At 69.7% G+C, this 26,033-nt stretch carries 22 protein-coding genes and 3 pseudogenes; 12 read left to right on the top strand and 13 right to left on the bottom strand.

What is annotated here, in order from left to right:
• Nucleotides 1-57: 57 nt before the first annotated feature.
• From HJD23_RS37135 to HJD23_RS37110, 5 genes and pseudogenes are all read right to left on the bottom strand, one after another.
• Entirely contained in the window at nt 58-597 is a 540-nt protein-coding gene (locus HJD23_RS37135) for a histidine phosphatase family protein (protein WP_171113090.1), read from the bottom strand.
• Complete coding sequence (locus HJD23_RS37130) at nt 594-1,307, bottom strand: hypothetical protein (protein ID WP_171113092.1); 714 nt, start codon at nt 1,305-1,307, stop codon at nt 594-596. The genes HJD23_RS37135 and HJD23_RS37130 overlap by 4 nt, the downstream gene beginning before the upstream one ends.
• An 823-nt stretch (nt 1,308-2,130) precedes the next feature.
• Nucleotides 2,131-3,282 (bottom strand): zinc-binding dehydrogenase, encoded by a 1,152-nt coding sequence (locus HJD23_RS37120; RefSeq protein ID WP_171113094.1) that lies wholly within the window; start codon nt 3,280-3,282, stop codon nt 2,131-2,133.
• 75 nt (nt 3,283-3,357) lie between these two features.
• A complete protein-coding gene (locus HJD23_RS37115; protein WP_346770349.1) occupies nt 3,358-3,666 on the bottom strand; it encodes a hypothetical protein in 309 nt (102 codons plus the stop codon).
• Between the two features lie 88 nt (nt 3,667-3,754).
• Nucleotides 3,755-4,351, bottom strand: a pseudogene (locus HJD23_RS37110) (transposase family protein); the annotation flags it as partial.
• A gap of 570 nt (nt 4,352-4,921) precedes the next feature.
• On the opposite strand from HJD23_RS37110, the gene mgtA reads away from it, so the two are divergent.
• The 3 genes and pseudogenes from mgtA to HJD23_RS44370 all read left to right on the top strand — a co-directional run.
• A complete protein-coding gene (gene mgtA / locus HJD23_RS37105) occupies nt 4,922-7,633 on the top strand; it encodes a magnesium-translocating P-type ATPase (protein ID WP_240980897.1) in 2,712 nt (903 codons plus the stop codon).
• A gap of 164 nt (nt 7,634-7,797) precedes the next feature.
• Nucleotides 7,798-9,165 (top strand): hypothetical protein, encoded by a 1,368-nt coding sequence (locus tag HJD23_RS37100; RefSeq protein WP_171113098.1) that lies wholly within the window; start codon nt 7,798-7,800, stop codon nt 9,163-9,165.
• A gap of 85 nt (nt 9,166-9,250) precedes the next feature.
• Nucleotides 9,251-9,503 (top strand): annotated as a pseudogene (locus HJD23_RS44370) (transcriptional regulator); the annotation flags it as partial.
• A 189-nt stretch (nt 9,504-9,692) separates the two neighbouring features.
• On the opposite strand, the pseudogene HJD23_RS37095 reads toward HJD23_RS44370, so the two are convergent.
• Both HJD23_RS37095 and HJD23_RS37090 read right to left on the bottom strand, forming a co-directional pair.
• Nucleotides 9,693-10,357, bottom strand: a pseudogene (locus tag HJD23_RS37095) (L,D-transpeptidase); the annotation flags it as partial.
• Nucleotides 10,358-10,654: 297 nt separating this feature from the next.
• A complete protein-coding gene (locus tag HJD23_RS37090) occupies nt 10,655-11,767 on the bottom strand; it encodes an Ig-like domain-containing protein (RefSeq protein WP_240981011.1) in 1,113 nt (370 codons plus the stop codon).
• A 371-nt stretch (nt 11,768-12,138) separates the two neighbouring features.
• Between HJD23_RS37090 and HJD23_RS37085 the strand changes: the two genes are divergently transcribed.
• The 6 genes from HJD23_RS37085 to HJD23_RS37060 all read left to right on the top strand — a co-directional run bounded on the left by HJD23_RS37085 (nt 12,139) and on the right by HJD23_RS37060 (nt 17,571).
• Nucleotides 12,139-12,861 carry a M23 family metallopeptidase gene (locus HJD23_RS37085; RefSeq protein WP_171113100.1) on the top strand — a complete coding sequence of 241 codons (723 nt, stop codon included), beginning with the start codon at nt 12,139-12,141 and terminating at the stop codon, nt 12,859-12,861.
• 145 nt (nt 12,862-13,006) lie between these two features.
• On the top strand, nt 13,007-13,345 hold the full coding sequence (locus HJD23_RS37080; RefSeq protein ID WP_171113102.1) for a WhiB family transcriptional regulator: 339 nt from the start codon (nt 13,007-13,009) through the stop codon (nt 13,343-13,345).
• A gap of 227 nt (nt 13,346-13,572) precedes the next feature.
• Entirely contained in the window at nt 13,573-14,304 is a 732-nt protein-coding gene (locus HJD23_RS37075; protein WP_171113104.1) for a hypothetical protein, read from the top strand.
• Nucleotides 14,305-14,601: 297 nt separating this feature from the next.
• Nucleotides 14,602-15,768, top strand: a complete 1,167-nt coding sequence (locus tag HJD23_RS37070) for an ATP-binding protein (RefSeq protein ID WP_171113106.1) — start codon at nt 14,602-14,604, stop codon at nt 15,766-15,768.
• 128 nt (nt 15,769-15,896) lie between these two features.
• Nucleotides 15,897-16,304 carry a CoA-binding protein gene (locus HJD23_RS37065; protein ID WP_171113108.1) on the top strand — a complete coding sequence of 136 codons (408 nt, stop codon included), beginning with the start codon at nt 15,897-15,899 and terminating at the stop codon, nt 16,302-16,304.
• 43 nt (nt 16,305-16,347) lie between these two features.
• Complete coding sequence (locus HJD23_RS37060) at nt 16,348-17,571, top strand: 4-hydroxybenzoate 3-monooxygenase (RefSeq protein ID WP_171113110.1); 1,224 nt, start codon at nt 16,348-16,350, stop codon at nt 17,569-17,571.
• Between the two features lie 13 nt (nt 17,572-17,584).
• Here the strand turns inward: HJD23_RS37060 and HJD23_RS37055 are convergent, their stop codons facing one another.
• The gene (locus HJD23_RS37055; protein WP_171113112.1) at nt 17,585-17,944 is read right to left on the bottom strand and encodes a metalloregulator ArsR/SmtB family transcription factor; all 360 of its coding nucleotides are present in this window, start codon (nt 17,942-17,944) and stop codon (nt 17,585-17,587) included.
• Nucleotides 17,945-18,006: 62 nt separating this feature from the next.
• Here HJD23_RS37055 and HJD23_RS37050 point away from each other — a divergent pair, with 62 nt between their 5' ends.
• On the top strand, nt 18,007-19,068 hold the full coding sequence (locus tag HJD23_RS37050) for a cation diffusion facilitator family transporter (RefSeq protein WP_171113114.1): 1,062 nt from the start codon (nt 18,007-18,009) through the stop codon (nt 19,066-19,068).
• Nucleotides 19,069-19,077: 9 nt separating this feature from the next.
• Here HJD23_RS37050 and HJD23_RS37045 read toward each other — a convergent pair whose 3' ends face one another.
• Nucleotides 19,078-19,635 carry a YbaK/EbsC family protein gene (locus tag HJD23_RS37045; protein WP_171113115.1) on the bottom strand — a complete coding sequence of 186 codons (558 nt, stop codon included), beginning with the start codon at nt 19,633-19,635 and terminating at the stop codon, nt 19,078-19,080.
• A 42-nt stretch (nt 19,636-19,677) separates the two neighbouring features.
• A complete protein-coding gene (locus HJD23_RS37040) occupies nt 19,678-20,250 on the bottom strand; it encodes an XRE family transcriptional regulator (protein ID WP_171113117.1) in 573 nt (190 codons plus the stop codon).
• 94 nt (nt 20,251-20,344) lie between these two features.
• Between HJD23_RS37040 and HJD23_RS37035 the strand changes: the two genes are divergently transcribed.
• A complete protein-coding gene (locus HJD23_RS37035) occupies nt 20,345-21,202 on the top strand; it encodes an EamA family transporter (protein WP_171113119.1) in 858 nt (285 codons plus the stop codon).
• 47 nt (nt 21,203-21,249) lie between these two features.
• On the opposite strand, the gene HJD23_RS37030 is transcribed toward HJD23_RS37035, so the two are convergent.
• Nucleotides 21,250-22,014, bottom strand: coding sequence for an acyltransferase (locus tag HJD23_RS37030; protein ID WP_171113121.1), 765 nt, complete (start codon nt 22,012-22,014; stop codon nt 21,250-21,252).
• 109 nt (nt 22,015-22,123) lie between these two features.
• On the opposite strand from HJD23_RS37030, the gene HJD23_RS37025 reads away from it, so the two are divergent.
• Nucleotides 22,124-22,651: a gamma carbonic anhydrase family protein gene (locus HJD23_RS37025; protein ID WP_171113123.1), complete on the top strand. Its 528-nt coding sequence runs from the start codon at nt 22,124-22,126 to the stop codon at nt 22,649-22,651.
• 54 nt (nt 22,652-22,705) lie between these two features.
• Here HJD23_RS37025 and HJD23_RS37020 read toward each other — a convergent pair whose 3' ends face one another.
• Entirely contained in the window at nt 22,706-23,356 is a 651-nt protein-coding gene (locus HJD23_RS37020; protein ID WP_171113125.1) for a DedA family protein, read from the bottom strand.
• 239 nt (nt 23,357-23,595) lie between these two features.
• Nucleotides 23,596-25,392 carry an RICIN domain-containing protein gene (locus HJD23_RS37015; RefSeq protein ID WP_171118626.1) on the bottom strand — a complete coding sequence of 599 codons (1,797 nt, stop codon included), beginning with the start codon at nt 25,390-25,392 and terminating at the stop codon, nt 23,596-23,598.
• Nucleotides 25,393-26,033 lie beyond the last annotated feature (641 nt).

The following is a 26,033-nucleotide window of genomic DNA, read 5'->3' as shown; positions in this document are numbered from 1 at the left end:
CGGGCGAAACCGCTCCCCAGGAGCCCTCCCAGCGAGCGCCCCCTGCGAGAGCCGTCCCTACTTCTTCCCTCGGGGCACCAGCACGTCGGTCAGCAGCGCCATCCCGGGCCGCAGCGCGTCCCAACCGCTCCCGTACCAGGCGAGCACGGCGATCGCCGAGGTGGGGAACTTCGCCCGCACACGGTCAAGCGTGTCACCGATACCGTCCCCGGCGAGCGCCAGGACCAGCTCCTCCAGGCCGGGGTTGTGTCCGACGAGGAGCAGGGTCCGAATCTCGGGCGCCACCGCGTGCACGGCCGCCAGCAGGTCGGGTACGTCGGCCGCGTACAGCCGTGGGTCGTGCCGCACCGGCGGCGGGGTGCCCCACTGGGCGGACGCCAGTTGCCAGGTCTGGCGGGCGCGTACGGCGGTGGAGCACAGGGCGAGGTCCGGCAGGCAGTCCGACTCGGCGAGCGCGCGACCGGCGGCCGGCGCGTCCCGGCGGCCCCGGGGCCCGAGCGGGCGCTCGTGGTCGGCGACGTCCGGCGGCCACGCGGACTTGGCGTGCCGCAGCACGACCAGGCGGCGCAGGGGGCCCGATCCCGCGCGCGAGATCATGCCGGGGCTCCCAGGTCGCGGGTCAGATCGAGCCCGAGCAGCCGGTCCGCGTAGGCGTACGTCTCGAAGCGGGCGCCGTACGGCAGGTCCGGTTCGTTCTCCACACGGCGCAGGACGCGCAGCACCGAGGGCACGTCCAGGTCGTCCTCCCAGGCGGTACGGAGCTGTCCGCGCACCTCTTCGGGGACCGGCCGCGACGGATGCCGCGCCCAGTCGGCGACGGCCCGCCGCCAGCGGGCGAGCGTGTCACGAGCCTCGCCCAGGGCCGTGTCGTCGAGCTGCGCGGGATCACTGCGGCGCCGGGACAGCAGCGCCAGACGGAACACGGCGGGATCGTCGCCCACCGGCCTGCCCCCGCCGTCCGACACCGGCGCCACCGCGACGCACACCCCTTCGAGGAGCGCCCCGCCCTCCTCCACCACATGGATGACCTGCCACTCCCCGAGCCCCGCCCCCACGTCCTCGAAGGGCCGGATGCCGAGGGCCGCGGCGGCCGCCCGGATTTCCGCCCGGTCCCGGTCGCCGGACAGCACCCCCAGGACCGGCGTACCCCCCAGTTCCAGGGCCCTGACCAGCACGTCGGCGACGAGCAGGACGCGCAGGGCGGTGGGACCGAGGGCGGGCGCGTGGGCCTCGACACAGGTCAGTCCCCGGCGGGTCGTGGACGCGTCGACGGGTTCTCCGGTCCGGGCGTCGATGATGCGCAGCACGCAGCGAGCCTAGGCCTGCGGACGGCCGTACGCACGACACGCGTTCCGGATGGAAGGCCCGGGGACGTCCAGGCGTACCCGGGAGGGCATCGCACCCCGAGCTTCTCGTCGACCTCGCCACGGGCGGCAGCCTCCCGGAGTCCCACGGACGCGTCGGCATCACCGACGTCACCGCTGGCAGGAAACGGCTGCCATCTTGACGCATCCGGATCCGGACGGCCGGCCGCTGCGGATCTCCCGGTGGACGCCGGACCGCTGGATCGCGGACTGGCGGCGGGGCGGCCTGACGCGCTGGTGCCCTTACGGTGACCGCCAGTTGGTAGCACGCGATCAGGGATCCTCGGCGGTCGGCGGGAGAAAGCTCGGCGATCAGCACAGGGGCGACCGAGGTGGTGACTCCCACGGCGAACCCGAGAATGAGGCGCCCCGCGACCAACGTCTCGAGTGTCGGTGCCGCCGCGGCGACGGCGCTGCCGGCCGTGGCCAGCAGACCCGACCACACCAGGAGGCTTCGTCGGCCGTACCTGGCGGCGAGCCGCCCTGCTGTGACACAGCCCAGCAGCGCTCCCATCAGCAGGCCACTGACCAGCGCCCCATGGGCCAGACCTGTCAGAGTGAACGTGTCGTTCAAGGGCCGCAGAGCTTCGTTGACAGCAGCGATCGAATATCCGAACAAGCCGCCGGCTGTCAGGCCGACGAGCAAGAGTCCGCCGCCAATCACACTCTTATTCTGATGTCGTGGCATACACGCGATTCCCCACTGCGTTTGCTGACTGGCTGGTGAAGTCCAAGGCCCTGCCGTTTCGCGGCAGACAAGCACTTGCTAGACGGTCAGCGTTACCTTGACCGTGTCGTCGCCGGTCAGATCCTCCAGCGCGCGGTCGATCGCGGTGAATGGATGCGCGTGAGTGATCAGACGTTCGAACGGGATCTTGTCGTGCTGAGTGAGCAGCGCCATGCCCTCCGCATAGGAGCGCGGCGGATTGAAGCTCATACCGATGAGGCGGATATTGCGCTGGCAGACGTCCAGCGCCGGATCGATCGTGATGCCGTGGTCGCCGGGGACGATATTGCCCACTTCGATTACGGTGCCCAGACGGCGGACCATCCCAAGCGCCTCGCTCAGAGCGGCGGGCCGACTGGCCGCGTCGATCACCAGATCCGCTCCGCGTCCCTGGGTCAGGTCGAGGACGGCCTTCCGGCGTGTCGCCGCGTCGCTTCCGGCGGTGTCCAGGACGACGTCCACGCCGACGTCCCTCGCCGCTTGGATACGGCCCGGACGAGACCCGGAGACGACCACCTTGCCGACGCCCACGTGGCGCAGGACCATCGCCGTCAGAAGTCCGACCGCGCCGGCCCCGAGGACCACGGCCGTCGCGTCGCTCGTGAGGGTCTCGTCCCAAGAGCCTGAGTTCGTTCGGGCCAGATCCACCGCACGCACGGCCACGCCGAGGGGATCCAGCAAGGACGCCACCGTAGTGGGTACATGCTCGGGCACGCGCCACAGATAGGTTCCCGCCTGCACGGCGATGTGGCGGCCCAGCCCACCGGTAAGGGCGGGGCCGTCGCCGGACATGCTCGTCACGCCGCCCTCCAGTCCGATGTCCTCCAGGGGGATTCCGTAGACGAAGGCTTCCGTGCACGTCGCCGCGCCAGGGCCGAAGCGTCGGCATGCCCAGCATGTGTGGCACGGCACCCAGGGAAACAGCGCCACGGTGTCCCCCTCGCGCAGGGGCCGGTCGTCGGCGTCCCGCTGTGGGTGTCCGGGGCCGAAGGAGACGACACGTCCGACGATTTCGTGTCCCAGCACGGTCGGCCTCCTCGGCTCACGGGAGATCAGGTGCTGGTCGGTGCCGCAGATTCCGTTGGCGGTGACCTCCAGCAGCAGGCCGCCGGGTGGGGTTTGAGGCATCGGTAGTTCGAGCCGCTCGATGCGGTTCTTACCGGTCCATGTGTAGGCGTGGGTGGTTTCCATGACGCTGCGTTTGATTCCTTGCGTTGCGTGGGTGGGGGCACGGGGCCGGCGCCGCGGGAGACGCGACCGCGGATGTCAGGTCTGCTCCGGCGGCCAGAGGACGGGGCAACCTCGGATGTCCCGGTAGGGCTCGGAACCGTCGTCTTTGACGATGGGCTGCGGTGTCGTGCTCACGTATTCGAGGCGCATGCCGTTCAGGTGCTTCTTGGACGTGAACCACAGCAGGATGCTGTTGTCCGGTGCGAGAGCCATGCCGTCGTCGTGGATCCCCAGGGCTGCGAGATCGGCGAGGCGGCCCTCGGGGTCGGGGTGATCGAGGAAGCCCAGGTGGTGAAACCCTTCTCCTTGGGCACTCGAATGCGTTCCCGAACCATGGAATTCCATGAGTTCGATGTACGGCGGACCCTCCTTGGAGAAGGAGATCCGGGCATCGTGGTGATGCGGCTCGGGGTTGGACTTGTCGCAGTAGCGGTCGGTTGAACTGCTGGTAGTGATCGGGTTGTTCGCGGTGGTGGTAGTAGGGGGTGCGGACGGTGGCGCCGGCGCCCTGGTAGGCGCGGTCGGCGAGGACGAGGATGTCTCTGGTGAGGCAGGCTTGGACGATGCCGTGGGCGCGGGCTGCGGTCAGATCGTGCGTGCGGCCCGGCAGTGCGCGTGAGAGCCACAGCGGTGTGCCGTCCGGACGAGCGACGACCTGCACGTTCATGCCGTGCTTCTTGTGTTTCTGGGAGTAGTACGGCTCGTCCGCGGCGATGCGGTCGGTGGGGATCAAGGTCCCGTCGACGATGACGAAGTCGCCCTCGCCCAGCCCGACGAGGGCCTCGCGCAGGCCCGGGGCCCACGCGGCCAGGACCTCGAGGGTCTCGTCGACGTAGCGCCAGGCCGTCGCCTCCGAGACACCGAAACCGGCTCCCACCTGGGCGAACGTCTCGTTCTTCCGTAGGTGGGCCAGGGCGAGCAGAGCCTGCTTGAAGCAACCGAGCTTCCGCCACGGCGAGTTCAGTTCACGCCTTCGGGCGTAGATGAGCCAGGAGACATGCTCAACCAGCTCGTACGGGACGTCGAGCATGGAAGGATACGGAACCAACGAAGCCCCCCGGCCGATGGTCGTGTTGAGTGAGATCACCACAACCAACGACGAGGGGCTTCGCCACGTCATCATCCCTCTGACCTGGACCTATGACCCTTCAGAGACAGGATGAAAGAGGCTCAGTCAGAGGCCTGAAAGAAGAAAATGCTCCGATCAGCACCGGAGCACCGGGCACGGAATCGGCTCTCCCGGTATCGCCTCGTACGAATCCTCCGCCGTGTGGTCCGATCGGCCGACATTTCCTCCGGCGTGTGATTGCAACACTCGTGGCTGCGGCATCGGCGGTGCGCCGTTGCCCCCTGAGCTGAGGAGGTGGTCGGGATAAGTCCCGAGGGAAGTAGTCCTTGCCGCAGTCCGAGGACCACGCACTCATCAATGCCGGAGGCGGCCCTTCTGCCGCCGACACGTCTTTTCAGAGCTCCGCGACCACGACCGCCGCTGTCGCCCGTCGTCCCTCCATGACCGTCATCCCTCCATGACCGTCATCCCTCCATGAGGTGCCTGACGCGGCCACAGGGCAGCCGGTCGTGCGCGGAAGGAGGTATCCCCGTGATCACACTCACCCCCGAGACCCTCGCCCCTCCCGGCCGCAGCCGCCGCAGGCGCAAGACCGTCGAACTGGAGGCACGGACCCGCGCCGTCGGTGATCGTCTCGCGGCCATCAGCAGCCGGCCCGCCGGCACCGCGCTGGCGGAACTGGGCGTCACCTACAAGGGTCTGACTCAGCAGGAGGCAGCCCGCCGACTGCACCGGCTCGGCCCCAACGTGGTGGCCCAGCAGCGCGTACCGCACTGGACCATCCAGCTGGTCACGTCGTTCCGCAACCCCTTCATCGTCGTCCTGGCGTGCCTCGCCGCGGTCATGTGCATCAGTGACCCGGCGGACCCCGGCGTCCTCATTCTCACCACCATGGTCCTGATCAGCGGGCTGCTGCGGTTCTGGCAGGAGCACCGGTCCGCCAGGTCCGCCCGTGCGCTGACGGCACTCGTCAGCACCACGACGGCCGTACGTCGCCGGCCGTCGCGTCACGCCACCCCCGTCACCGCGGAAGTGCCACTCGACGACGTCGTCCCCGGTGACATCGTGCATCTGGCTGCCGGTGATCTGGTCCCCGCCGATCTGCGTCTGCTCACCGCCAAGGACCTCATGGTGAGTCAGGCCGCGCTGTCCGGCGAGTCACTGCCGGTCGCCAAAGCCGACACTCGCGAGGGCGGGGACGGCCAGTCCGAGACGACCGACCCCGTGGAGGCGGACAACCTGTGCCTGATGGGCACTTCGGTGACGTCCGGGACCGCTGCCGGTGTGGTGGTCGCCACGGGTGCCGACACGTACTTCGGTTCCATGGCCGGCTCGCTGTCGGGAGAACGGCCCGAGACGAGCTTCGACGTCGGTGTGCGCAAGGTCAGTTTCCTGCTGATCCGGTTCATGCTCGTCATGGTCCCCGTCGTCTTCGCCATCAACGGCCTGACCAAGCACGACTGGGCCGAGGCCTTCATGTTCGCCGTGGCGGTCGCGGTCGGCCTCACCCCGGAGATGCTTCCGATGGTGGTGACCACCAACCTGGCGCGCGGTGCCGTGGCCATGGCCCGTCACAAGGTCGTGGTGAAGAAGCTGAACGCCATCCAGAACCTCGGGGCGATGGACGTACTATGCACCGACAAGACCGGCACGCTCACCGAGGACCGCATCGTCCTGGACCGCTGCCTCGATGTGCACGGCCGTGAGGACGACGAGGTGCTGCAGTACGCGTACCTCAACAGCCACTTCCAGACAGGTCTGCGCAATCTGCTCGACAAGGCCGTCATCGACCACGTGCACGAGGCCGAAGAGATCGTCGTGGACGCCGCCTTCACCAAGGTCGACGAGGTTCCCTTCGACTTCGAGCGGCGCTGCATGTCCGTTGTCCTCGCCAGGACCGCTCTGACGGGCCGCCCGGGGGATGGACAGCACATCCTGATCAGCAAGGGCGCGGCAGAGGAGATCCTCGCCCGGTGCCTGCGGATGAGGGACGGGTCCCGTACGGTCGCGCTCACCGACGAGCTGCGCCAGCACGTGACGCGCGTCTGCGAGGACAACAACAGGCAGGGGCTGCGCGTCCTCGCCGTGGCGACGCGTACCTTCCCCGGGGACCGCGACACCTACGGCGTCGATGACGAGTCCGAGCTGACCCTGGTCGGTTTCCTGGCCTTCCTCGATCCGCCGAAGCGCGACGCCGCTGCCGCGCTGCGCGGTCTCGCGGACAAGGGGATCGCGGTCAAGGTCGTCACGGGCGACAACGAGCTGGTCGCCGCACGTGTGTGCGCAGACGTCGGCATTGATGTCGGAGACGTGGTGACGGGCTCGGAGATCGATGCCATGGACGATGCGCTGCTGCGCGAGTGCGTCGCCCGGAACACCGTCTTCGCCAAGGTCAACCCTGTACAGAAGGCGCGGATCGTGCGGGCCGTCCAGGCCGACGGGCACACCGTCGGATTCCTCGGCGACGGCATCAATGACGCGGCCGCCCTGCGCGAGTCGGACGTCGGCATCTCCGTCGACACGGCTGTCGACATAGCCAAGGAGTCCGCGGACATCATCCTGCTCGAGAAGGACATGACGGTCCTGGAGCGCGGCGTACTGCAGGGCAGGGCGACGTTCGGCAACACCATCAAGTACATCAAGATGACGGCCAGCTCGAACTTCGGCAATGTCTTCTCGGTGCTGGTGGCCAGCGCGTTCATCCCGTTCCAGCCGATGCTGGCGATCCAGCTGCTGGTGCAGAACCTGGCGTACGACATCTCACAGCTCGCGACCCCCTGGGACCGGATGGACCCGGAATACCTGCAAAAGCCCCGCACATGGGATCCGAGGGGCATCGGACGCTTCATGCTGCTGATCGGCCCCACCAGCTCGATCTTCGACATGACGACCTTCCTGCTCATGTGGCACGTCTTCGGCGCCGACAGCACCGCCCACCAGACGCTCTTCCAGTCGGGATGGTTCATCGAGGGACTGCTGTCCCAGACGCTGATCGTGCACATGATCCGTACGAGGAAGATCCCCTTCATCCAGTCCCGGGCCTCCCTGCCGGTCCTGTTCATGACGGCGGCCGTCATGGCGTTCGGTGTCTTCCTGCCGTTCTCACCGCTGGCTTCGTCTGTCGGGATGCAGGCGCTACCGCTGGGGTACTTCCCGTGGCTGATCGCCACCCTGCTCGCCTACTGCGCGCTCACCCAGCTGGTGAAGACGTGGTACGTGCGCCGGTTCGACGCCTGGTTGTAGGCGTGGCAGGGCACGTCACGGTGATGACAACAGACCGTTAGCGACAATTTAGCGACACGCGGGCGAAATTGGACGAGTAGGAACATTCGCCTCTACCTGAATGGCAACTTCTCATGAGCAACGTGACTCGATCTCGGATCTATCGCACGGCAATCTGCGGAGTCGTGCTCGGTGCTGCCAGCCTGGGGCTGGCCGGCGTCTCACCCGCGATGGCCGCGGACTGGAACGACAAGAATCCGGCGGCAATCGAGACCACGGACCACCACCGTGCCGACACTTCCGAAGGGGCTTGGAACGTGCACGGCCCCAAGGGCCCCAAGGGTGACAAGGGTGCCGAGGACGGCGCCTCGCGGCAGGACGGCACCGCGGATGACTCTTCCCGCACCGCGGAGGAAGCCGTGATCGCCGTGGGTGAGGCGCCGAGGTCCGTGGTCGTCGCCCCTGACGGCAGCCACGGTTACGTGCTTCTCCCCGAATCGGTGTCGGTGATCGACACCGCGGCCAACAAGGTGGCCCATCGAATCAACCTGCCCACCCAGCAGGAAGAGCGTGGCGCCCGGTCGATGGCCATGAGTCCCGACGGAAGCCGCCTCTACGTCGTCGGCGAGTCGGGCACGCACGTGATCGACACCGCGACCAACACCCTGCTGCCCGACGTGTGGGGACCCGCGAAGGCCCAGAGCGTCGCGGTCTCGCCCGACGGCGAGTACATCGGACTGGCGGACGGAGACGGCGCGGCTTGGCTGGTCGATGTCGCCAAGCACACGAAGCACGAAATCCGCCTGCCGGAAGGCGCCGCGGCGCTCCGCGGCGGACTGGCCTTCGCCTCCGGCGACCGGCTCTACCTCGCCACCGACCATGGAGCGGTAGCCATCGAGGTGAAGCAGCCCGACCGGATCGCAGGCGAGTTCCTGACCCATGACGGAGGAGTGGAAGACGTCGCCCTCTCCCCCGACGGACGTCTCTACACCGTCGGAGCCAAGGGGGAAATCACGGTATTCGACGCTTCCACGAAGCGGATTGTGGCCCATATGCCCGAAGCCGACGCCAGGACCGTGGCGTTCTCCCCGGACGGCAAGCACGTCTACAGCGCCGGGAGCTCGCACACCGAGAGCGGGCTGGCCAAGCTCGGTGTGGGCGTCTTCGATGCCACGAAGGACCAGATCGTTCCCAGCGCTGCGGAGAAGGCCGACCTCGCCAAGGCGATCGCCGTGTCTGCTGATGGCGGCCGGGCGTACGTCACCGACCCCGAGGCCGGGACGGTCACCGTCGTGGCGCTCGCGCGGGACGCAGCTCCGGAAGCGGAGTCCGGGGCGGAGACGGGGACCGGCAGTGAACAGCCCGCACCCGTACAGTCCGAGCCGCACACCGCCCCGTCCCCCACGGCGGAGCCGAAGGCCGAGGATGCCCAGCCGACGGCCGAACCGCAGGCCGACGACGCACGGCCCACGGCCGAACCGCAGAAAGCAGAGCCTGCCTCGTCCCCCTCAGCGGACACGGCCAAGGCCGATCGGACGACCGCAGCGCACTGAAGCCGCGGGACCTGACGCCGCTACCTCGCCCCGGAGGACCTGACCGTCCTTCGGGGCGAGGTAGCGGCATTCACCGTTCGCCCGCTTCGTTGCCGAACACTTCGTCCGACGCGTACAGCCCTGGACATGCGCCACCGCCCCATCCACGGCCCGCGACCGGCCTCGTCCTCGGGGCCATGGACATCACTGACGGGAACGGTCTCGCCCACCCCCACAGCCTCGGCTTCATCGCAGCCGTAGGACGAGCGGCGGAGTCCCAGCCGGCGCTGCCCACCCGCCGACGCACCGCTGGGCACGGGCCCGAACTGGCGGCAGTGGGCCGCGACCACGCACTGCTGCCAGCTCGCCCAGCCGGCGGCCCTCGTCCTGCCATGCCTCATCGAGGACATGCGGGGCGATGTTGGCCAGCAGCGGGGAGATCGGTGAGCCCTGCGGGGTCCCGCCCGGTCGGGGTGTACTTCAGGCCCAGGTGATCAAACGTCGCACTCGATCGGGAGGACGGGCGCGACGTGCAGGACGACACCGCGTCAGACGGCCGAGCCGGCCTTCCACTCGTTCCAGGTCATGTTCCAGTCGCCGAAGCCGTTGTCGGGCCGGATCGTCTTGTCGCCGGAGTTCTTGACGATCACGACATCGCCGATGAGCGAGGGGGCGAAGAACCAGGCGGCAGGGGTGCTCGGATCCTCTCCGCCCCGGGTGTCACTGAGCCCGATGCATCCATGGCTGGTGTTGGCGGTGCCGAAGACACCTTTATTCGACCAGTAGTTGCCGTGCAGGAAGGTACCCGAGCTGCTCAGCCGCAGGGCGTGGGTCACGTCGGGGATGTCGTACGCGGGCTGGTCGTGCTCGTCCGTGAAGCCGACCGTGGCGCAGTTCATCCGTGGCTCGTGCTCCTTCTGCGAGATCACCATCTGCCCGTTGTACGTAGGAGGAAGTGGCGGGTCTCGTTCTTCGTACCGGTGATGCCCTCGGTGCCCGGGATGCCGTTCCGCCTGATCTTGACGGTGGTCTCGGAGCCAGGCTTCCAGTACGTCCTCGGGCGGAAGTCGAGGCGGTTCCTGCCCAACCAGTGGCCGACCACGCGCTGGCCGCTGCTGGAGATCACTGTGATCGCCGATTGGACCGCCTTGCGGTCGGCGACCGGCTTGTCGAAGTGGAGGGAGACCGGCATGCCGACACCGACGGTCGAACCTTCCCCGGGCAGGAGGCCCGTCTCACGGGGCACCGGTCCGGCCGCTTGCTCTCCGGGGGCGGTATGTGCCGCCGCCGGAAGGGCGAGTACGGTCGCGGCCGCCACGGTGAGCGGAACAGCGGCTCGACGCTTGCTCATCACGATTTCTACCTGTCTTCCTCGACTTCAGAGGCTCAACGGCATGCGCCGCCGCTGAACCGTCGTCGGGCAGCGCCGTTCGTGAGCGGAGTCGCCGGCCGGCCCTTCGGGAGGCCCGCGTTCTTTCCCTCGATCGGTGGACGGTGCCTGAGCCACCCGTCAGCTGAGGGCGGACAGATGCTGCCAGGCGGGCCACGTCAGGTTCCAGTCGCCGAAGCCGTTGCCCACGGCGGCTGTCTCCTTGCCTCCGGCGACCTGGAACACGTCGCCGACCTGGGCCTGACGGTAGAGCCAGGCGGCATCTGCGGGGTTCATACCGATACAGCCGTGGCTGGCGTTCGTCCTGCCGATGGCGGCGGCGGCCCACTCGGCCTGGTGGGCGTAGGTGCCCGAGCCGGTCAGGCGCAGGGCGTTGTGGACCAGCAGGTTGTAGGAACTCCCCATGCCGACGGTTTCGGAGTTCATCCGGACCGTCCCCTCCTTGGCCAGGACCAGCATGATTCCGCTCCAGGTCCGGTGCTGGTGATCGCCGCCGGAGACGGGGATCGTCCTGACGGGCTTGCCGTCGCGGTAGAAGGTGAGCCGGTGGGCGGTGAGGTCGACCTTTGCCAGCTGGCTGCGGCCGATGGTGAAGGAGGTGGCGTAGTCCCGCACCAGGTATCGGCCGTCACCGCTGTCGACGCCGTTGAGGTCGGCCTTGAGCGTGACGGTGGTGCCGGGCTTCCAGTAGGTGTGAGGGCGCCAGTCGATGCGGTCCCGGCCGCTGAAGTCCTTCACCCAACCCCAGGAGCCCTGGGTGTTGTTGCTGCTGGTGACCCTCAAGTGCCGCTCGACCGCGGCCTTGTCGGTGACCGGGTCGTCGAACAGCACCGACACGGGTTGCCCGACTCCCACGACGGAGTCCTTCGACGGCAACAGGGTGATCTTGTTGACCGTGTCCGGCGTGAGCGTGGTGAAGTGGCTGATCCGGGTGTGCTTGTGGCCCTGGGTATCGACGACGGTCGCCGCGACGCTGTACGTGGTCCCGGTGGCGAGCAGCCGAGTGGGGACGAAGGTGCCGCCCTTCAGCGCGCCTGGCCGCGGGGTGCCGTCCGGCCCCGTGAGGGTCATGGAGCTGAGCGTCCCCCCTTTGGAACTCACGGATATCGGCTCGGCGGGCTTCACGTCTTTCGCCCCGTCGGCGGGTGTGATGGTGATCTGTGGAGGTGGTGGAGGTGGCGGTGCGGCAGAGCCGGCGGCGTGGACGGGACAACAGGCGGACAGTGCCAGCATCCCGGCTACGGACAGCAGGACGGCCAGGGGCCGCATCCTCCCCAGTTTCCCGAGAGTGCGGATGATGGAAGACGTCATGGCGGAAACCTCTGGGATTGCGCGTTCGGATCCGGTGCGGAGACGCTGGGAATTGCGCGACGACGCTATGGCCCGCCCACAGTGACCGATATCCTCCAATCGGCCCTTCATCGGGTGTCTTCACATTCCTACGGGCGGCGACCGCTGCATCGACCCAGCAGTTCCCTGACGCTGAGCCGAACCAGGCTTCGGAAGACAACAACTACTTGTCGCAGGGAATGTGGTCCGTCTACTTTTCAACTCCCGCCGGCAGGAGCGGCAACTCGCCCCGCAGGCATCGGAGAGGAAATCCCATGGCTCGACGCAGCCGTCACCGTCGCCCCAAGTACACCCGAAAGTCCCGCGCCTTGCTCGTGCTCGGAGCCGCAGGCGCCGGCATCGTCCTGCCCCTCGTCGCTGCGACGGGGGCCGTCGCGGCTCCCGTCAGCACCTCCGACAGGGTGTCCCCGTGCGAGACCGGCAGCGACTGGAGCGCCGACGGCTGGAGCACGGATCCCGGCAACGGGCCGGACGGGAGCGGCGGTTCGGGCGACTGCTCGGTCGATGCACAGGCCACCCGAGACAGCGTCGTACCCTCCGCACACCCGGAAGGCGATCCCTCCACCGGCCCCGACGGCTACAGCGCACCGGTCAAGGCCGCACCGGGCACCCCGTACCGCGCGGCGGGCGCCATGTGGGCCAGCGGCTATCACACGGGCGTCGACTTCCCCGTCCCCACGGGTACGCCCATCAAGGCAGTCGCCGACGGCTGTGTCGTCTCCGCGGGCTGGGCCGGCTCCTACGGCAACCAGGTCGTCATCAAGCACGACGACGGCGAGTACAGCGAGTACGCCCATCTCTCCCGCATCACCGTTCACGCCGGGGACAAAGTCAAGGCCGGTCAGGAGATCGGTCTTTCCGGCTCCACCGGAAACGTCTCTGGTCCCCACCTTCATTTCGAGGTGCGTACGACTCCTGACTACGGCTCGGACATCGACCCCGTCGAGTATCTGCGCCGCCACGGAATCCGCGTCTGATGCCCCGCAGACGGGCATGGTCCGGGCTCCGACTCGGGCGTCCGGTGGACAGGCACTTCCCCCAATCGGCCGACCTCATCGGCAGCAGCGTCATGCTCCACCCGGAGGGCCACCCCGGCTCGATTCCGGTTGCTAAACACGAGGTATGGCACGCACAACCGTACTGAGTGACACCTATCCCCGGCGGCAACTGCCCGCCTATTTCGTCGGCCTGAAGAGCCTTCCCACCTGGAACAGCCGAGCGGCATGCATCGGTGCTGAACCAAGGCTGTTCTTTCCCAAGGGGAAGAATCAGGACGAGCAGGCAAGCCAAGCCCGAGAAATCTGCGCCACCTGCCCAGTGACCGCCGAATGCCTCAAGCACGCCGAATCGATGCCCGAACCGTTCGGAGTCTGGGGCGGTACGACACCGCAGGAGCGCGGCTGGGACACGTACGGCCGGCGCAAGCGGTCCATGCGAGGAGCAGCACCACCCACGCCGTGAGCCGTTCGGCTTCGTCCCCCATCCGTCGGTGGTCGGAGGATCGCTGTGTGGCCCCGGGCAGGGTCCGGCCGATGGATAGGGCACTCACCACGCAGCCCTAATTCTGGAATGGCACGCGACAGGCGACGGGGCCCAACGGGCCCCCGCCGAGCTGCCGCGCCTTCACCTCTTGTCTTGCCGATCCGAGCTCGATCCCAGCCGATCGGCCCAGTCCTGAAAGGCCCCTCATGCGTCTGTCCAAGATCACGGCCGCTGCGGCCATCATCGCCGCATCCGTCGCCATTCCCGCCGGTACTGCCTCCGCCAGTGATCTCAGCATCGGTCCCGACACGACGAGCGTCGCGTCCCAGCAGCAGCACTGGTACGAGCCGGCCGTCATGAACGCCGCGCCGTCGAAGGTGGCGCCGGGGGCGAAGATCACCTTCGACGGCGCGGTGGCCACCCACAACGGCAAGCCGCTCGGGCACGTCACCAAGATCGTTTCCTATGGGTTCGCGGGCAGCTCCCACCAGGCCATGGTCACCCACAACCACTCACTCGGTTTCACCGCTACCGCCACGGCCACCCAGACCCCTGGCACCTACACGGCATACCTCTACACGAGTGACCACCCGAACAATGCCGCGGCCACGGCGAGCTTCAAGGTCGTCTCCCCCGCCCCCGCCCCGACCGCCACGATCACCGTCAACCCCACGGGGGCGGCGAACGGCCAGAAGGTCACGATCACCGGCAGTGTTCCCGCCGGGGCCTCCAGGAGCGGGTTGTACGCCGTGACCTCGCCCGCCTTCGCGGGCAAGGGCGCCACGTCGATGAAGGTGAACACTGACGGCACCTACAAGGCCACCGCCACGGTGAGCAACACCCCGGGGCAGTACAAGGTCTCGCTGCTCTGCAACGGCAAGCAGCTCGCGTCCACCCCGTTCACGATCGTCGTACTCGGCGGCTCCAGCGCTGGCTAGCCCACGTCTCGGCAGTCGGGCCCGTCCCTGAGCAGGGACCGGGCCCGACTGCACTTCCCTCATAAGGGGGACAAACCGTCCAAACTTGAGCAATGGCGTATTCTCCTAGACAGGGTGATCATGTTCATCTTCGATGCCGATCGGACACATGCGGGGTGTCTGATGATGTCTCCCTCGGTTGCTCGGGCCCGTGGCCGCCTCAAGGACGCGGTCCGCGGCCGTCGGGCCGACGTGCCATGAGCCGTCGGCACGGCCACTGGCCGTCCCCCGTGGCGGGCGTGGCCGGGAAGTAACACCGTGGCCCTGGACCACCCCCAAGGCGTCGCGCGCGTCCAGGCCCTCCTGCGATGCGTGCTGGTGGTGCTGCTGGTGATCGAGGCGTCCGTCTTCCCCGACAGGCAGCACGTCGCCGCCGGAAACGTCCTGATCATTGCGTACGGCGTGTGGTCGGTCCTACGACTGCGGGCCGTATGGCAAGGGCGGGCGCGCCCGAAGCTCATCTGGGCCGTACTGATCGTGGACTTGGCCGTGCTCGTGGGACTCGTCGTACTCACCCGCGGCTACCCCGTCCCCGAGCCGTCGCTGCCGCTGATCGACGACGCGTTCTTCGTGGTGGCCATGATGGCCTCGTTCCAGCTGCAGCCGAGGACCACCGTCGCCCTGATGACGCTCACCGCCTTCGTCTATCTCGTGGCGGCCACCGGCGTCGGCGAGGGCCCACGAGGGCTGCTGGCCGCGGTCATGCACACCATCTTCCTCGTCACGGTCGGCATGGCCTGTGCCCTCACGTCCTGGGTCCATCGGGCACGGGTCCACACCATCGCCGGCCTCGGCCAGGACCGCTCCCGGCTCCTTGTCGAAGTCCTCAACGTCGAGGAACGCGAGCGCACCGCACTGGCCGAAGCCCTCCACGACAACGCCCTGCAGAGCGTCCTCGCGGCGCGCCAGGACATCGAGGACGCCCGCTTGCTGGAACAGCCGGCGGAATCCCTGGACCGGGCCGAGCGCACCCTCACGGACGCGGCCCGTCAGATGCGCTCCGTCGTCTCGGAGCTGCACCCGTCGGTGCTGGAGCACATCGGACTGGCCGGAGCGGTGCGGACAGCCGCCCAGGCCGCCGGCGAGCGGGGCGGCTTCAGCGTCGACGTCCAGTGCGAGGAGGGCATCCGCCATCCCCAGGAGCAACTGGTCTTCGCCGCCGCCCGGGAGCTGCTGACCAACGTGGTCAAACACGCCGCCGCGAAACATGTGACCGTGCGGCTGACCGGGCACGCGGGCGGGGTACGTCTGGAGATCACCGACGACGGACGCGGCATACCGCCCGGCGCCGCCGAAGCGGCCCGCGCCACCGGACACATCGGCCTCGCCTCACACCGCATCCGGCTCGAAAGCGCCGGAGGAAGCCTCACCCTGGGTCCCCATACCCCGACCGGCACGCACGCCATCATCCATCTCCCCTGGTAGCCCCTGGACGACCACCCGTAACAGGGCGCCACCCGGGTCGGGGTCCTGGCACCAGCAGGCCAGGGGAATGACGCGCACCCGCCCGTCGTTCCCTACTGCGCGAACATCCGTCCCACAGGAGGAGCACCGTGCGCAGCGAGACCGAGGCAATCCGCAAGATCCTCACCGAACTGGGGGACACATGGGCGATCGTTGGTCTCTCCAGCAATGAACGGCGCGCCGCTTACGGTGTCGCTGAGGTCCTGCAACGCTATGGCAAGCGGATCGTGCCCGTTCACCCGAAGGCCGAGACGGTGCACGGCGAACAGGGCTACGCCTCCCTCGCCGATATCCCCTTCGACGTGGACGTGGTCGACGTCTTCGTCAACAGCGACCTCGCCGGAGCGGTCGCCGACGAGGCGGTCGCCAAGGGCGCCAAGGCGGTCTGGTTCCAGCTCGGCGTCGTCGACGAGGCCGCCTACGAGCGCACCCGCGCCGCCGGCCTCGACATGGTGATGGACCGCTGCCCCGCCATCGAGATACCACGCCTCGGCTAGCGCGCGCCTCCCCCACCTGTCCGGCCACCGTCATAATGCTCGCGTGGCCATACCTCCCCCCAACGCCAACTCCCCCGCTCCGCACCGCTGTCCAGTCGTCATCGTCGGCGCCGGGCCCGCCGGTCTGACGCTCGGCAACATCCTGCGGGCCGCGTCCGTCGACTGTGTCGTGCTGGAAGTGGAGAGCAGGGAGTTCATCGAACAGCGGCCACGGGCCGGGGTCCTGGAGGAGTGGGCCGTGCGCGGGCTCGCACGGCGGGGCCTGGCCGGCAACCTGCTGGAGCGGGCCCAGCGGCACACCCAGTGCGAGTTCCGCTTCGCCGGAGGGCGCTACCGGCTGTCGTACACCGAACTGACGGGGCAACACCACTGGATATACCCGCAGCCGCTGCTGGTCACGGACCTGGTGCGGGAGTACGCCGACGTCCGCGGCGGCGACATACGGTTCGGCGTGCGGGACGTCCGCCTCCACGACCTGGACACCGACCGGCCTGCGGTGTCGTACACCTGCCCGGAGACCGGCGAACGTCAGGTCATCCACTGCGAGTTCGTGGCCGGTTGTGATGGTGCGCGTGGCGTGACACGTGCCGCGCTGCCGCCGCAGCGGGTCCGTATCGCGCGGCACGACTACGGCATCGGCTGGCTGGCGCTGCTCGCCGAGGCGCCGCCGTCCTCGGACTGCGTGGTGTTCGGGATCCACCCCCGCGGCTTCGCCGGGCACATGGCCCGCAGCCCCGAGGTGACCCGGTACTACCTCCAGTGCCCGCCCGGCGACGATCCGGAGAACTGGTCGCAGGAAAGGGTCTGGGCCGAGCTCCAGGAGCGGCTGGGCGCCCGGGACACCCCGCCCCTCACCGAGGGCCGGCTGATCGAGAAGCGGGTGCTCGACATGCACAACTACGTGGTCGAGCCGATGGCGTTCGGGCGGCTGTTCCTGGCCGGTGACGCGGCCCACCTCACAGCGCCGATCGCCGCGAAGGGCATGAACCTCGCCCTGCACGACGCGTTCCTGCTCGGCGACGCGCTCGTCGCGTACCTCACGAAGGGCGACGCGAGCGGGCTGCACGGCTACTCGGCCGAGTGCCTGGAGCGGGTCTGGGACTACCAGGAGTTCTCGCGGTGGCTGTCCGACGTGTACCACGGGACCGCGTCGGGCGACCCGTACCACGCGGGCACCACCCTGGCCCGGCTCCGCCGCCTGTTCACGTCACCCGCCGCCGCGTCCGCGTTCGCGGAGCAGTACCTCGGCACGGACCCCGCGCTCTGACCAGGCATCGGCGTCAGTCGTGCTCCGGCCGCCCGGTGAGCCGGTGGTCGGCGAGGTTCAGCGCCTCGTCCACGACCCTGCGCAGATGGCCGTCGCGCAGCGAGTAGATCACCCGGCGGCCTTCCTTGCGGGTGTTCACCAGACCCGCCAGCCGCAGCCGCGCCAGATGCTGACTGACCGCGGGCCGGGCCGCCCCGCACGCCTCGGTCAGCGTCGAGACGTCCGCCTCACCGCCGCTCAACGCGTGCAGCAGCGCGAGACGGGTGCGGTCGCCGAGCAGGGCGAGCAGTTCGGCGGCGAGCGCGAACTGTTCCTCGCCGGGGGTGCGCGGATGCGCATCCTGTGCAGGTGATAGGTGCATGCGTGCGCTCATACGCACATAATGGTGCCCGAGGACGGCGTACGTCCAGCGACGCGCACCGGAAGGGGACAACCGTGAGCGACCGGCACGAGCACCAGCACCAGCACGGCCACGCGCATCACCACCAGGACCAGCGACATCACCGCCGCTCCCGCCTCCCCCACCGCCTGACCCACCTCCTCACCCCCCACTCCCACGACACCGCCGACAAGGTCGACTCGGCCCTGGAGTCCTCCGCCCGTGGCATGCGTGCCCTGTGGGTGTCGCTGGCGGTGCTCGGCGTGACCGCGCTCGCGCAGGCCGTGGTGGTCGTGGTGTCCGGGTCGGTGGCGCTGCTCGGCGACACGGTGCACAACACCGCGGACGCGCTGACGGCCGTACCGCTCGGGATCGCCTTCGTACTGGGCCGGCGCGCGGCGACCCGCCGCTTCACCTACGGCTACGGCCGTGCGGAGGACCTGGCGGGCATCGTGATCGTGCTGACCATCGCCGCGTCGGCCGCCTTCGCGGGGTGGACGGCGATCGAGCGGCTGCTCGACCCGCGTCCGGTGCAGCACATCCCGGCGGTCGCGGTGGCCGCGCTGGTCGGTTTCGCGGGCAACGAGTGGGTGGCTCGCTACCGGATCCGCGTCGGCCGCTCGATCGGCTCGGCGGCGCTGGTCGCCGATGGGCTGCACGCGCGTACGGACGGATTCACCTCACTGGCGGTGCTGCTGGGCGCGGGCGGCGCGGCGCTGGGCTGGCAACTGGCCGACCCGATCGTGGGGTTGGCGATCACCGCGGCGATCACGCTGGTGCTGCGGGACGCGGCGCGCGAGGTGTTCCGGCGGGTGCTGGACGCCGTCGACCCGGCCCTGGTGGACCGGGCCGAGCGGGCGCTGCGCACGGTGCCGGGCGTACAGGAGGTGGGCGAGCTGCGGCTGCGCTGGATCGGGCACCGGCTGCGGGCCGAGGTGGCGGTGGTCGTGGACGGGGAGGTGACGGTACGTCAGGCCCATGCGATCGCCGTCGAGGCCGAACACGCCCTGCTGCACGCCGTACCGCGCCTCACCGCGGCCCTCGTGCACGCCGACCCGGCGCACGCGCCCGGCGAGGCGGACCCGCATCTGCCGCTGGCCCACCACGCCACGGCGTGAGGCCCGGCCTCAGGCGATCCCCAGCCCCTCCAGCACCACGGCGCCCGGGAGTTCCGCGAAGGCCTTGCCCGGCACCAGCAGCTTGCCGCGCCGTCGGCCGCTGCCGACCAGGACGTACGGCAGGTCGACGACGGCGGAGTCCACCAGCACCGGCCAGCCCTCGGGCAGTCCGATCGGGGTGATGCCGCCGTACTCCATGCCGGACTCGCCGGTCGCCGTGTCCATCGCGGCGAACGAGGCCTTGCGGGCGCCGAGTTGGCGTCGGACGACCCCGTTGACGTCGACGCGGGTGGTGGAGAGCACGACGCAGGCCGCCAGCGTGGTCTCGCCGCCGCGCTTGCCCGCGACGACCACGCAGTTCGCGGACTGCTCCAGCAGTTCCCGGCCGTAGTGCTCGACGAAGACGTTGGTGTCGGCCCACCGCGGGTCGGTGTCGACATAGACGATCTGGTCGGCGGGGACGCTGCCGCGCCAGTGCCGGACGGCGTCGGCGACCGGGCCGGTCAGCTCGTCGAGGCAGTCGGGGGCGGGCGTCGCCTGGTCGAAGTGTCCGATGGGTGCGCGCATATCGGCACGCTAACAGCCGTTCGGCGGCTCTTCGTACGTGCCTCAGTGCACGGGCGGCACGGACACGGCCAGCACCATCTCCATCGGTACGTCGCCCTCGTTGCCGTACGTGTGCGGCACCCCGGCGTCGAAGGACGCGCTGGCGCCCGCCGGGACGCCGTAGTCCACGCCGTCGACGGTGAGCGTCAGTTCACCGGCCGTGACGTGGACGAGTTCGACCGTGCCGGCCGGGTGCGGGTCGGAGGAGCTGCTCTCGCCCGGCATCAGCCGCCAGTCCCACAGCTCCAGCGGGCCGGGGGCCTCGGCGCCGGCGAGCAGCCGGTTGTAGCTGCCCGCGTCAGTGTGCCACATCCGTACGGCCTGGTCGGCGGGGACGATACGGACCTTGGGGCCCTGCTCGTAGTCGAGCAGTGAGGTGATGCTGACGCCGAGGGCGTCGCCGATCTTGACGACCGTGCCGAGGCTGGGGTTGGTCCGGGCCTGCTCGATCTGGATCAGCATGCCGCGGCTGACCCCGGCGCGGGCGGCGAGGGTGTCCAGGGTGAAGCCGCGCTCGGTGCGCCAGCGTTTGACGTTCCGCGCCAGGGACTGGGTCAGCAGGTCGAGGTCCGACACATTCCGTCCATTATTCTAGATGGCAGAGTTCAGTCTATTGAACTATGATGTGGTGCACCCATTCGTTCACTGAACTGTACTGCGAGGCGACTCGATGACAGCACTCTTCGCCCTGGCCACGAGCCTCCTGTGGGGTCTGGCCGACTTCGGCGGCGGGCTGCTGACCCAGCGTACGCCCGCGCTGACCGTGGTCGTCGTCTCGCAGTCGATCGCGGTGGTCGTCCTCGGCACGATCGTGGTCGCGACCGGCGGCTGGAGCGAGGCGGGACCGCAGCTCTGGTTCGCCGTGGGCGCCGGTCTGGTGGGCCCGGTGGCGATGCTCGCCTTCTACAAGGCGCTCGCCCTGGGCCCGATGGGTGTCGTCTCGCCGCTGGGGTCGCTCGGCGTGGCGGTACCGGTGGGCGTGGGTCTGGTGCTGGGCGAGCGTCCGGGGCTGTTGCAGGTCGCCGGGATCGTGGTCGCCGTGGCCGGGGTCGTGCTCGCGGGCGGGCCGCAGTTCAGGGGTGCGCCGGTGCAGCGGCAGGCCGTACTGCTCACGCTGCTCGCGGCGTTCGGCTTCGGCGCGGTGATGGCCCTGATCGCGGAGGCGTCGACGACGCTCACCGGGCTGTTCCTGGCGCTGTTCGTGCAGCGCGTCACCAACGTCGTCGCGGGCGGCACCGCCCTGTACATCTCGGTACGGCGCGGCTCCCCCGCCCTGCCCGCGGACGGCTTCCCCTGGGCCTCACTCCCGGCGCTCGGCTTCGTCGGCCTGGCGGACGTGGCGGCCAACGGCACGTACTCGATCGCCGCGCAGCACGGCCCGGTCACCGTCGCCGCCGTACTCGCCTCGCTCTACCCGGTGGTGACGGCCCTGGCCGCCCGCGGCTTCCTCAGCGAACGGCTGCGGGCCGTCCAGGCGGCGGGCGCGGGACTGGCCCTCGCCGGGACGCTGCTGCTGGCGACCGGCTAGGGCCTGTCGTCCCGCGACGTCGGCATGGTCAAACGGCAGGCCCTGGGTCAGGCCTCCGGCTCCAGCTCTGCCAGCCGCGCTGCCGCCTCCTCGTCGAGGTCCGCGAGCGCCGTCAGCTGCTCGGGGGTGACGCCCTCGGGTATGGGCACCGGCGCCGGCGTCCTGAGCGGCGGCTGCCAGCCGTCGGCGTCAGTCCAGCGCCGTACGACCCGGGCGGGCGCCCCCGCCACCACGGCATGGTCGGGCACCACCCCGCGCACCACCGCACCCGCGGCCACCACCACGTTCCGCCCGATCCGCGCGCCCGGCAGGATCACCGCGCCGGTCCCGATCCAGCAGCCCGGCCCGATCTCCACCGGCTCCATCCGGGGCCACTGCTTGCCGATGGGCTGGTGCGGGTCGTCGTACGAGTGGTTGGTGGACGTGACGTAGACATACGGCCCGAAGTAGCAGTCGCTGCCGATGGTGACCGTCGTGTCGGCGATGACGTGGCTGCCGCGACCGAGGACGACACCGTCGCCGATGCGCAGGATGGGCTCGGGCCCGAGGTCGAGGTCGGGCATCAGTCCGGCCGTCAGCGTGACCTGTTCGCCGACGATGCAGTGGGCGCCGAGGTGGATCCAGGGCTCACCGAAGACGGTGCCGAGCGGGAAGGCGAGCCGGGTGGCTTCGCCGATCGAGCCGAAGTGGAAACGGCCGGGGTTCTCGGCCGTCACCGAACCCGTGCGCTGCACCCAGGCCCAGCCCGCGTGGACGGCGCGCTGCGCCACTCGGTGTCGCCAGGATGAGAACGTGTTCTTGCGCTTCGGCACGCGCACACGTTACTCAGCGGGCGGTTCGCGCACCGTGCCGGAGGCCTGTGATCTTCGCCCCATGGAGTGGCGTACCGTTCCCTCGTACTCGACGACCAGGGAGACGAGGATGACGCAGCAGGCGCTGATCACCGGCATCGGCGGCAAGGAGCCGAGGGTCGATCAGGAGGCGTTCGTCGCACCGACGGCGGCGGTGATCGGGGACGTGACGGTGGGGGCCGGGGCGAGTGTCTGGTACGGGGCCGTGCTGCGGGGGGACGTCGAGCGGATCTCCGTGGGGTCGAACAGCAATGTGCAGGACAACTGCACGCTGCACGCCGATCCCGGGTTTCCGGTGAGCGTCGGGGAGCGGGTGTCCATCGGGCACAACGCCGTGGTGCATGGGGCGACCGTTGAGGACGACTGCCTGATCGGGATGGGGGCGACCGTGCTCAACGGGGCGGTGATCGGGGCGGGGTCCCTGGTCGCGGCTCAGGCGCTGGTTCCGCAGGGGATGGTGGTGCCGCCGGGTTCGCTTGTCGCGGGGGTGCCTGCGAAGGTACGGCGCGAGCTCAGTGGTGAGGAGCGGGAGGGGATCACGCTGAACGGGACGATGTATGCGGAGCTGGGTAAGGCGCATCGGGAGGTTCACGGGTAGGGGTGCAGGCCGGTTGTGGCTGGTCGGGCAGTTCCCCGCGCCCCTGACGTACGTCTACTCGCCGACGATGACCGGTTTCCGTTCGGTCACCTGCTGTCCCGCCGTCGACTTCGCGGCCTTGCGCTTGAGCACCAGCATCGACGTCAGGCCGATCAGAACCGCGAGCACCAGCCCCACCCACGAGAACCGCTTCAGCCACGCCTCGGCCACGACACCCACGTAGTAGATGACCGCCGTCGTGCCGCCCGCCCACAGGATGCCGCCGAAGACGTTGGCGATCAGGAACTTCCAGTACGGCATCCGCAGCACGCCCGCGAGCGGGCCCGCGAAGATGCGGAGCAGGGCGACGAAGCGGCCGAAGAAGACGGCCCACATGCCCCACTTCTCGAAGGAGCGCTCGGCCGTGGCGATGTGGGCCTCGCTGAAGTGCTTCGGGAACTTCCCGCCGAGCCAGGCGAGCAGCGGCCGCCCGCCCTTGCGGCCGATGGCGTAGCCGATGGAGTCGCCGATGATCGCGCCGGCACTGGCGCACGCGCCCAGGACGAACGGGTCGATGTCGCCGTGCTGGGAGGCGAGCAGCGCGGAGGAGACCAGGATGATCTCGCCCGGTAGCGGGATGCCCAGGCTCTCCAGGCCGATGACGACTCCCACCAGCGCGTAGATGGCGACCGCGGGTACGGTCTCGAGCCACTCCTGGACGTGCACCGCCGGTTCCTCCCGAATCGCGTCCCTGCAGACATACGGCGTGCGCCCGGTCCCGGGCGCACGCCGTGAAGCCTACCGGGTCACGATGACACTCCCCGGGTCCCGAAGATCGCGGTGCTCAGCGCGTTGCCGCCGTCGGAGCCTGTGCCGCGCGGAGCGCCGGAACAGGTTCTTCCTGCCCGCGTCCGTGCGCGGGGCCGCCCACGGTGAGGTGACCCCGGATCCGCGGAGGGGGAGGTTCAGCCCAGCAGGGACTGCGCCACCTCCGTCCCACGCGACGTGACCGCGTCCCGGATGCCGCCGGTCAGCTGGTGCACGCCGGCTTCCAGCGCCGGCACGGCGACCGGCTCGGCGGGCTCGGCCTGCTCGTCGCAGCAGCCGACCTGGGCGAACCGTGTCTCGTAAACGTCCGGCGCATCCTCGGGGACCTCCTGGCCGTTACGGTCCTGCTCATCACCGTCGGGGTCGCCGCCACGCCGGTCGTCGCCAGCCCCACGCCGGTCACCGTCCCCCTCACGCCGGTCGGAGTCGCCACGCCGCTCCTCCGACGGGCCGCCGCGGAAGTCGCGCTCCTGGCCGTCGTCGCTCTTCGGCGACGTCTCCCCCGGCTCCCCCGCCTCCCCCGTCTCGGCGTGCACCGCCTCCATCCGCCACCGCTGCTCCGCCGAGCCGTCCCGCCCGGCGACGACCAGCTCCCCGCCCGTACCCGGAGCGACGAGTCTGCCCTTGCCCCAGCGGAGGAGCAGTTCGCCGCGCACGGTCAGGTCGAACTGCACCTGACCGGACGGCGCCCCGCAGTCGGCCAGCGTGACCCTTCCGGCATCGGCATCGGCATCGGGGTCGGCGTCGAGGCAGAGGGAAGGGTCGGCGACGCTGCGCAGCTGACCGTCGTCCTGGTACGACCACTGCTGCGAGTCGGCGGTCGTACAGGCCGCCAGCCCGACCTCGCCGCCCCGACCGTCGAGGCACAGGCCCATCGAGAGGTTGCGCAGGCGTCCCCGGGCGACCTCGGCGGGGCGTTCCACGGAGGCGGCGGACGGGGCTCCGGCGGACGGGTACTCGGACGCCGGTCCGGGGCGGACGGCCCGGCTACTGGGGGCTCCCCAGGTGGCGCCCGGGCCGGGGGCACCGTTGTCATCGGACCAGCCCCTGGCCGCAAGCACCGTCGCGAGCAGCGCGAGGGAGGTCAGGCCGACGCCGGCGGCCAAGGTCCGGGCGTGGCGTCGGGGCATGGTGAGGAATCCGGTCTGCGTCGCGGTCCGATGGCGGCCGCCGGTTCTCGGGCGGGTGGCGGCTGTCGGGCGGGCGGCGGCGAGCGGGCGCGGCCGGGGCGGTGGCGCCGCGGTACGGCCGGGGCGGGAGTCGAGGTAGCGGTGGGCGCCCCAGCCGAGCACGGTTTCGGCGAGCAGAACGTCCAGGCCGCCGGCGAAATGGCTGAGTTGTTCAGCGGCGTGACGGCAGTACCCGCACTGCGTCAGATGCCGTTGCACATCGGGCAGCAGGGCGCCGCCGCGTCGCATGGGGACGTCCAGGAGGCGGTTGTAGAAACGGCATTCCCTGGTGGGCGCGAGTTCCCGGTGGGCGCGTACGCAGCCGGCCCGGAATTCCTCGCGTGCCCGCTCCAGGGCGGAGGACGCAGTAAGGGCGTCAATGCCCAGCAGACCGGCCGGTATGGTTATCGTTTCCGTTTCGACCTCGGTGTGCCAGAGGAGGCATTGGGAGGCCGACGGAAGGGCATGGAACGCACGCTCTGCAAGGCGCCGCTTTTCGGGCGTCGCGGACCGAACCGCGCGCAGTCCACGGGCTCCGGTGGGTTTGGCGAGTTCCGGCAGCAGGGCCGTCACATCGTCCTCGGCGGCCCATTCCCGGACCGTGTTCCGAACGGTCATCAGCAGCTGGGGGCGCAGTGCGCCGACCGGCATCCTGCGGCCGAGCACCTGCTGAAACGCGGCGCCGGCCGCCATCGACGCCGAAACCGAGGAAGCGGCCAGGCAGATGACAGCGTATTCGTACACGGCGCGCCAGTGCCGGGCCATGAGCAGGGCGACGGCCCTGACGTCCGGTTCGGGGTCGGCGAGCCGGGCGAGAAGATCGCGGTCGGACTGCCCCGGGCGGGATCCGGGTCGGGGCGGGTAGGGCGGACGTGGGGGGTTGGGGGGCTGCACTGAACCATTTCCTTCCAAGCCGAGGACAGCACACGGAATGTGCTTCCTTCGGAAAGAGGTGCTGATTGGTGCGTACTTATCGGCCTTGACCTGTGCCTTTGCCTTCCCGCGGGGGGCATACCTTCGCACATGCGCCGCACAGGAAACAAGGAGTTCGAGCGACCGGAGCTCAAGGGGCCGGAAATTCCCGGGCGTTACCTCGGGTATCCGCACCCGTATTCGAAATCAGCCGGTGGTGCCATCCTCAACTTGTGTACGTACAAGGCCCGTTGACGCACACAATCTCCAACTTACGCGCGGGTATGACCCACCCCACGCCAGCGCTGGTGCTTGCGGGGTCGGCCAAGGCGATGGCGCCCCGGGACATGCCACGCGTGCGCGCTGTGCCCACACACCCTGCCGCCTCCGCCCCGGCGGGCGCCTTGCCATACGGTGATCAGCGCTGCGACACCGCTGAGGAAGCCCCCGGTGCCTGACACCCCGGCGATCACAAGGGTCAGCACGCTGTCGAG

The sequence above is a fragment of the Streptomyces sp. Z423-1 genome (genome assembly GCF_013009255.1).
Classification (GTDB): Bacteria; Actinomycetota; Actinomycetes; order Streptomycetales; family Streptomycetaceae; genus Streptomyces; species Streptomyces gossypiisoli.
Note: the sequence above shows the minus strand (reverse complement) of the source record. Positions and strands in the feature narration are given on the sequence as shown.

Bases quoted from the DNA above. Each gene is read 5' to 3' on its own strand.
- HJD23_RS37115 (WP_346770349.1), bottom strand. From the start codon at position 3,666: ATGGAATTCCATGGTTCGGGAACGCATTCGAGTGCCCAAGGAGAAGGG.
- HJD23_RS37120 (WP_171113094.1), bottom strand. From the start codon at position 3,282: ATGGAAACCACCCACGCCTACACATGGACCGGTAAGAACCGCATCGAG.
- HJD23_RS37025 (WP_171113123.1), top strand. From the start codon at position 22,124: ATGACGCAGCAGGCGCTGATCACCGGCATCGGCGGCAAGGAGCCGAGG.
- HJD23_RS37035 (WP_171113119.1), top strand. From the start codon at position 20,345: ATGACAGCACTCTTCGCCCTGGCCACGAGCCTCCTGTGGGGTCTGGCC.
- HJD23_RS37015 (WP_171118626.1), bottom strand. From the start codon at position 25,392: ATGGCCCGGCACTGGCGCGCCGTGTACGAATACGCTGTCATCTGCCTG.
- HJD23_RS37045 (WP_171113115.1), bottom strand. From the start codon at position 19,635: ATGCGCGCACCCATCGGACACTTCGACCAGGCGACGCCCGCCCCCGAC.
- HJD23_RS37085 (WP_171113100.1), top strand. From the start codon at position 12,139: ATGGCTCGACGCAGCCGTCACCGTCGCCCCAAGTACACCCGAAAGTCC.
- HJD23_RS37135 (WP_171113090.1), bottom strand. From the start codon at position 597: ATGATCTCGCGCGCGGGATCGGGCCCCCTGCGCCGCCTGGTCGTGCTG.
- HJD23_RS37080 (WP_171113102.1), top strand. From the start codon at position 13,007: ATGGCACGCACAACCGTACTGAGTGACACCTATCCCCGGCGGCAACTG.
- HJD23_RS37055 (WP_171113112.1), bottom strand. From the start codon at position 17,944: ATGAGCGCACGCATGCACCTATCACCTGCACAGGATGCGCATCCGCGC.
- HJD23_RS37075 (WP_171113104.1), top strand. From the start codon at position 13,573: ATGCGTCTGTCCAAGATCACGGCCGCTGCGGCCATCATCGCCGCATCC.
- HJD23_RS37090 (WP_240981011.1), bottom strand. From the start codon at position 11,767: ATGCTGGCACTGTCCGCCTGTTGTCCCGTCCACGCCGCCGGCTCTGCC.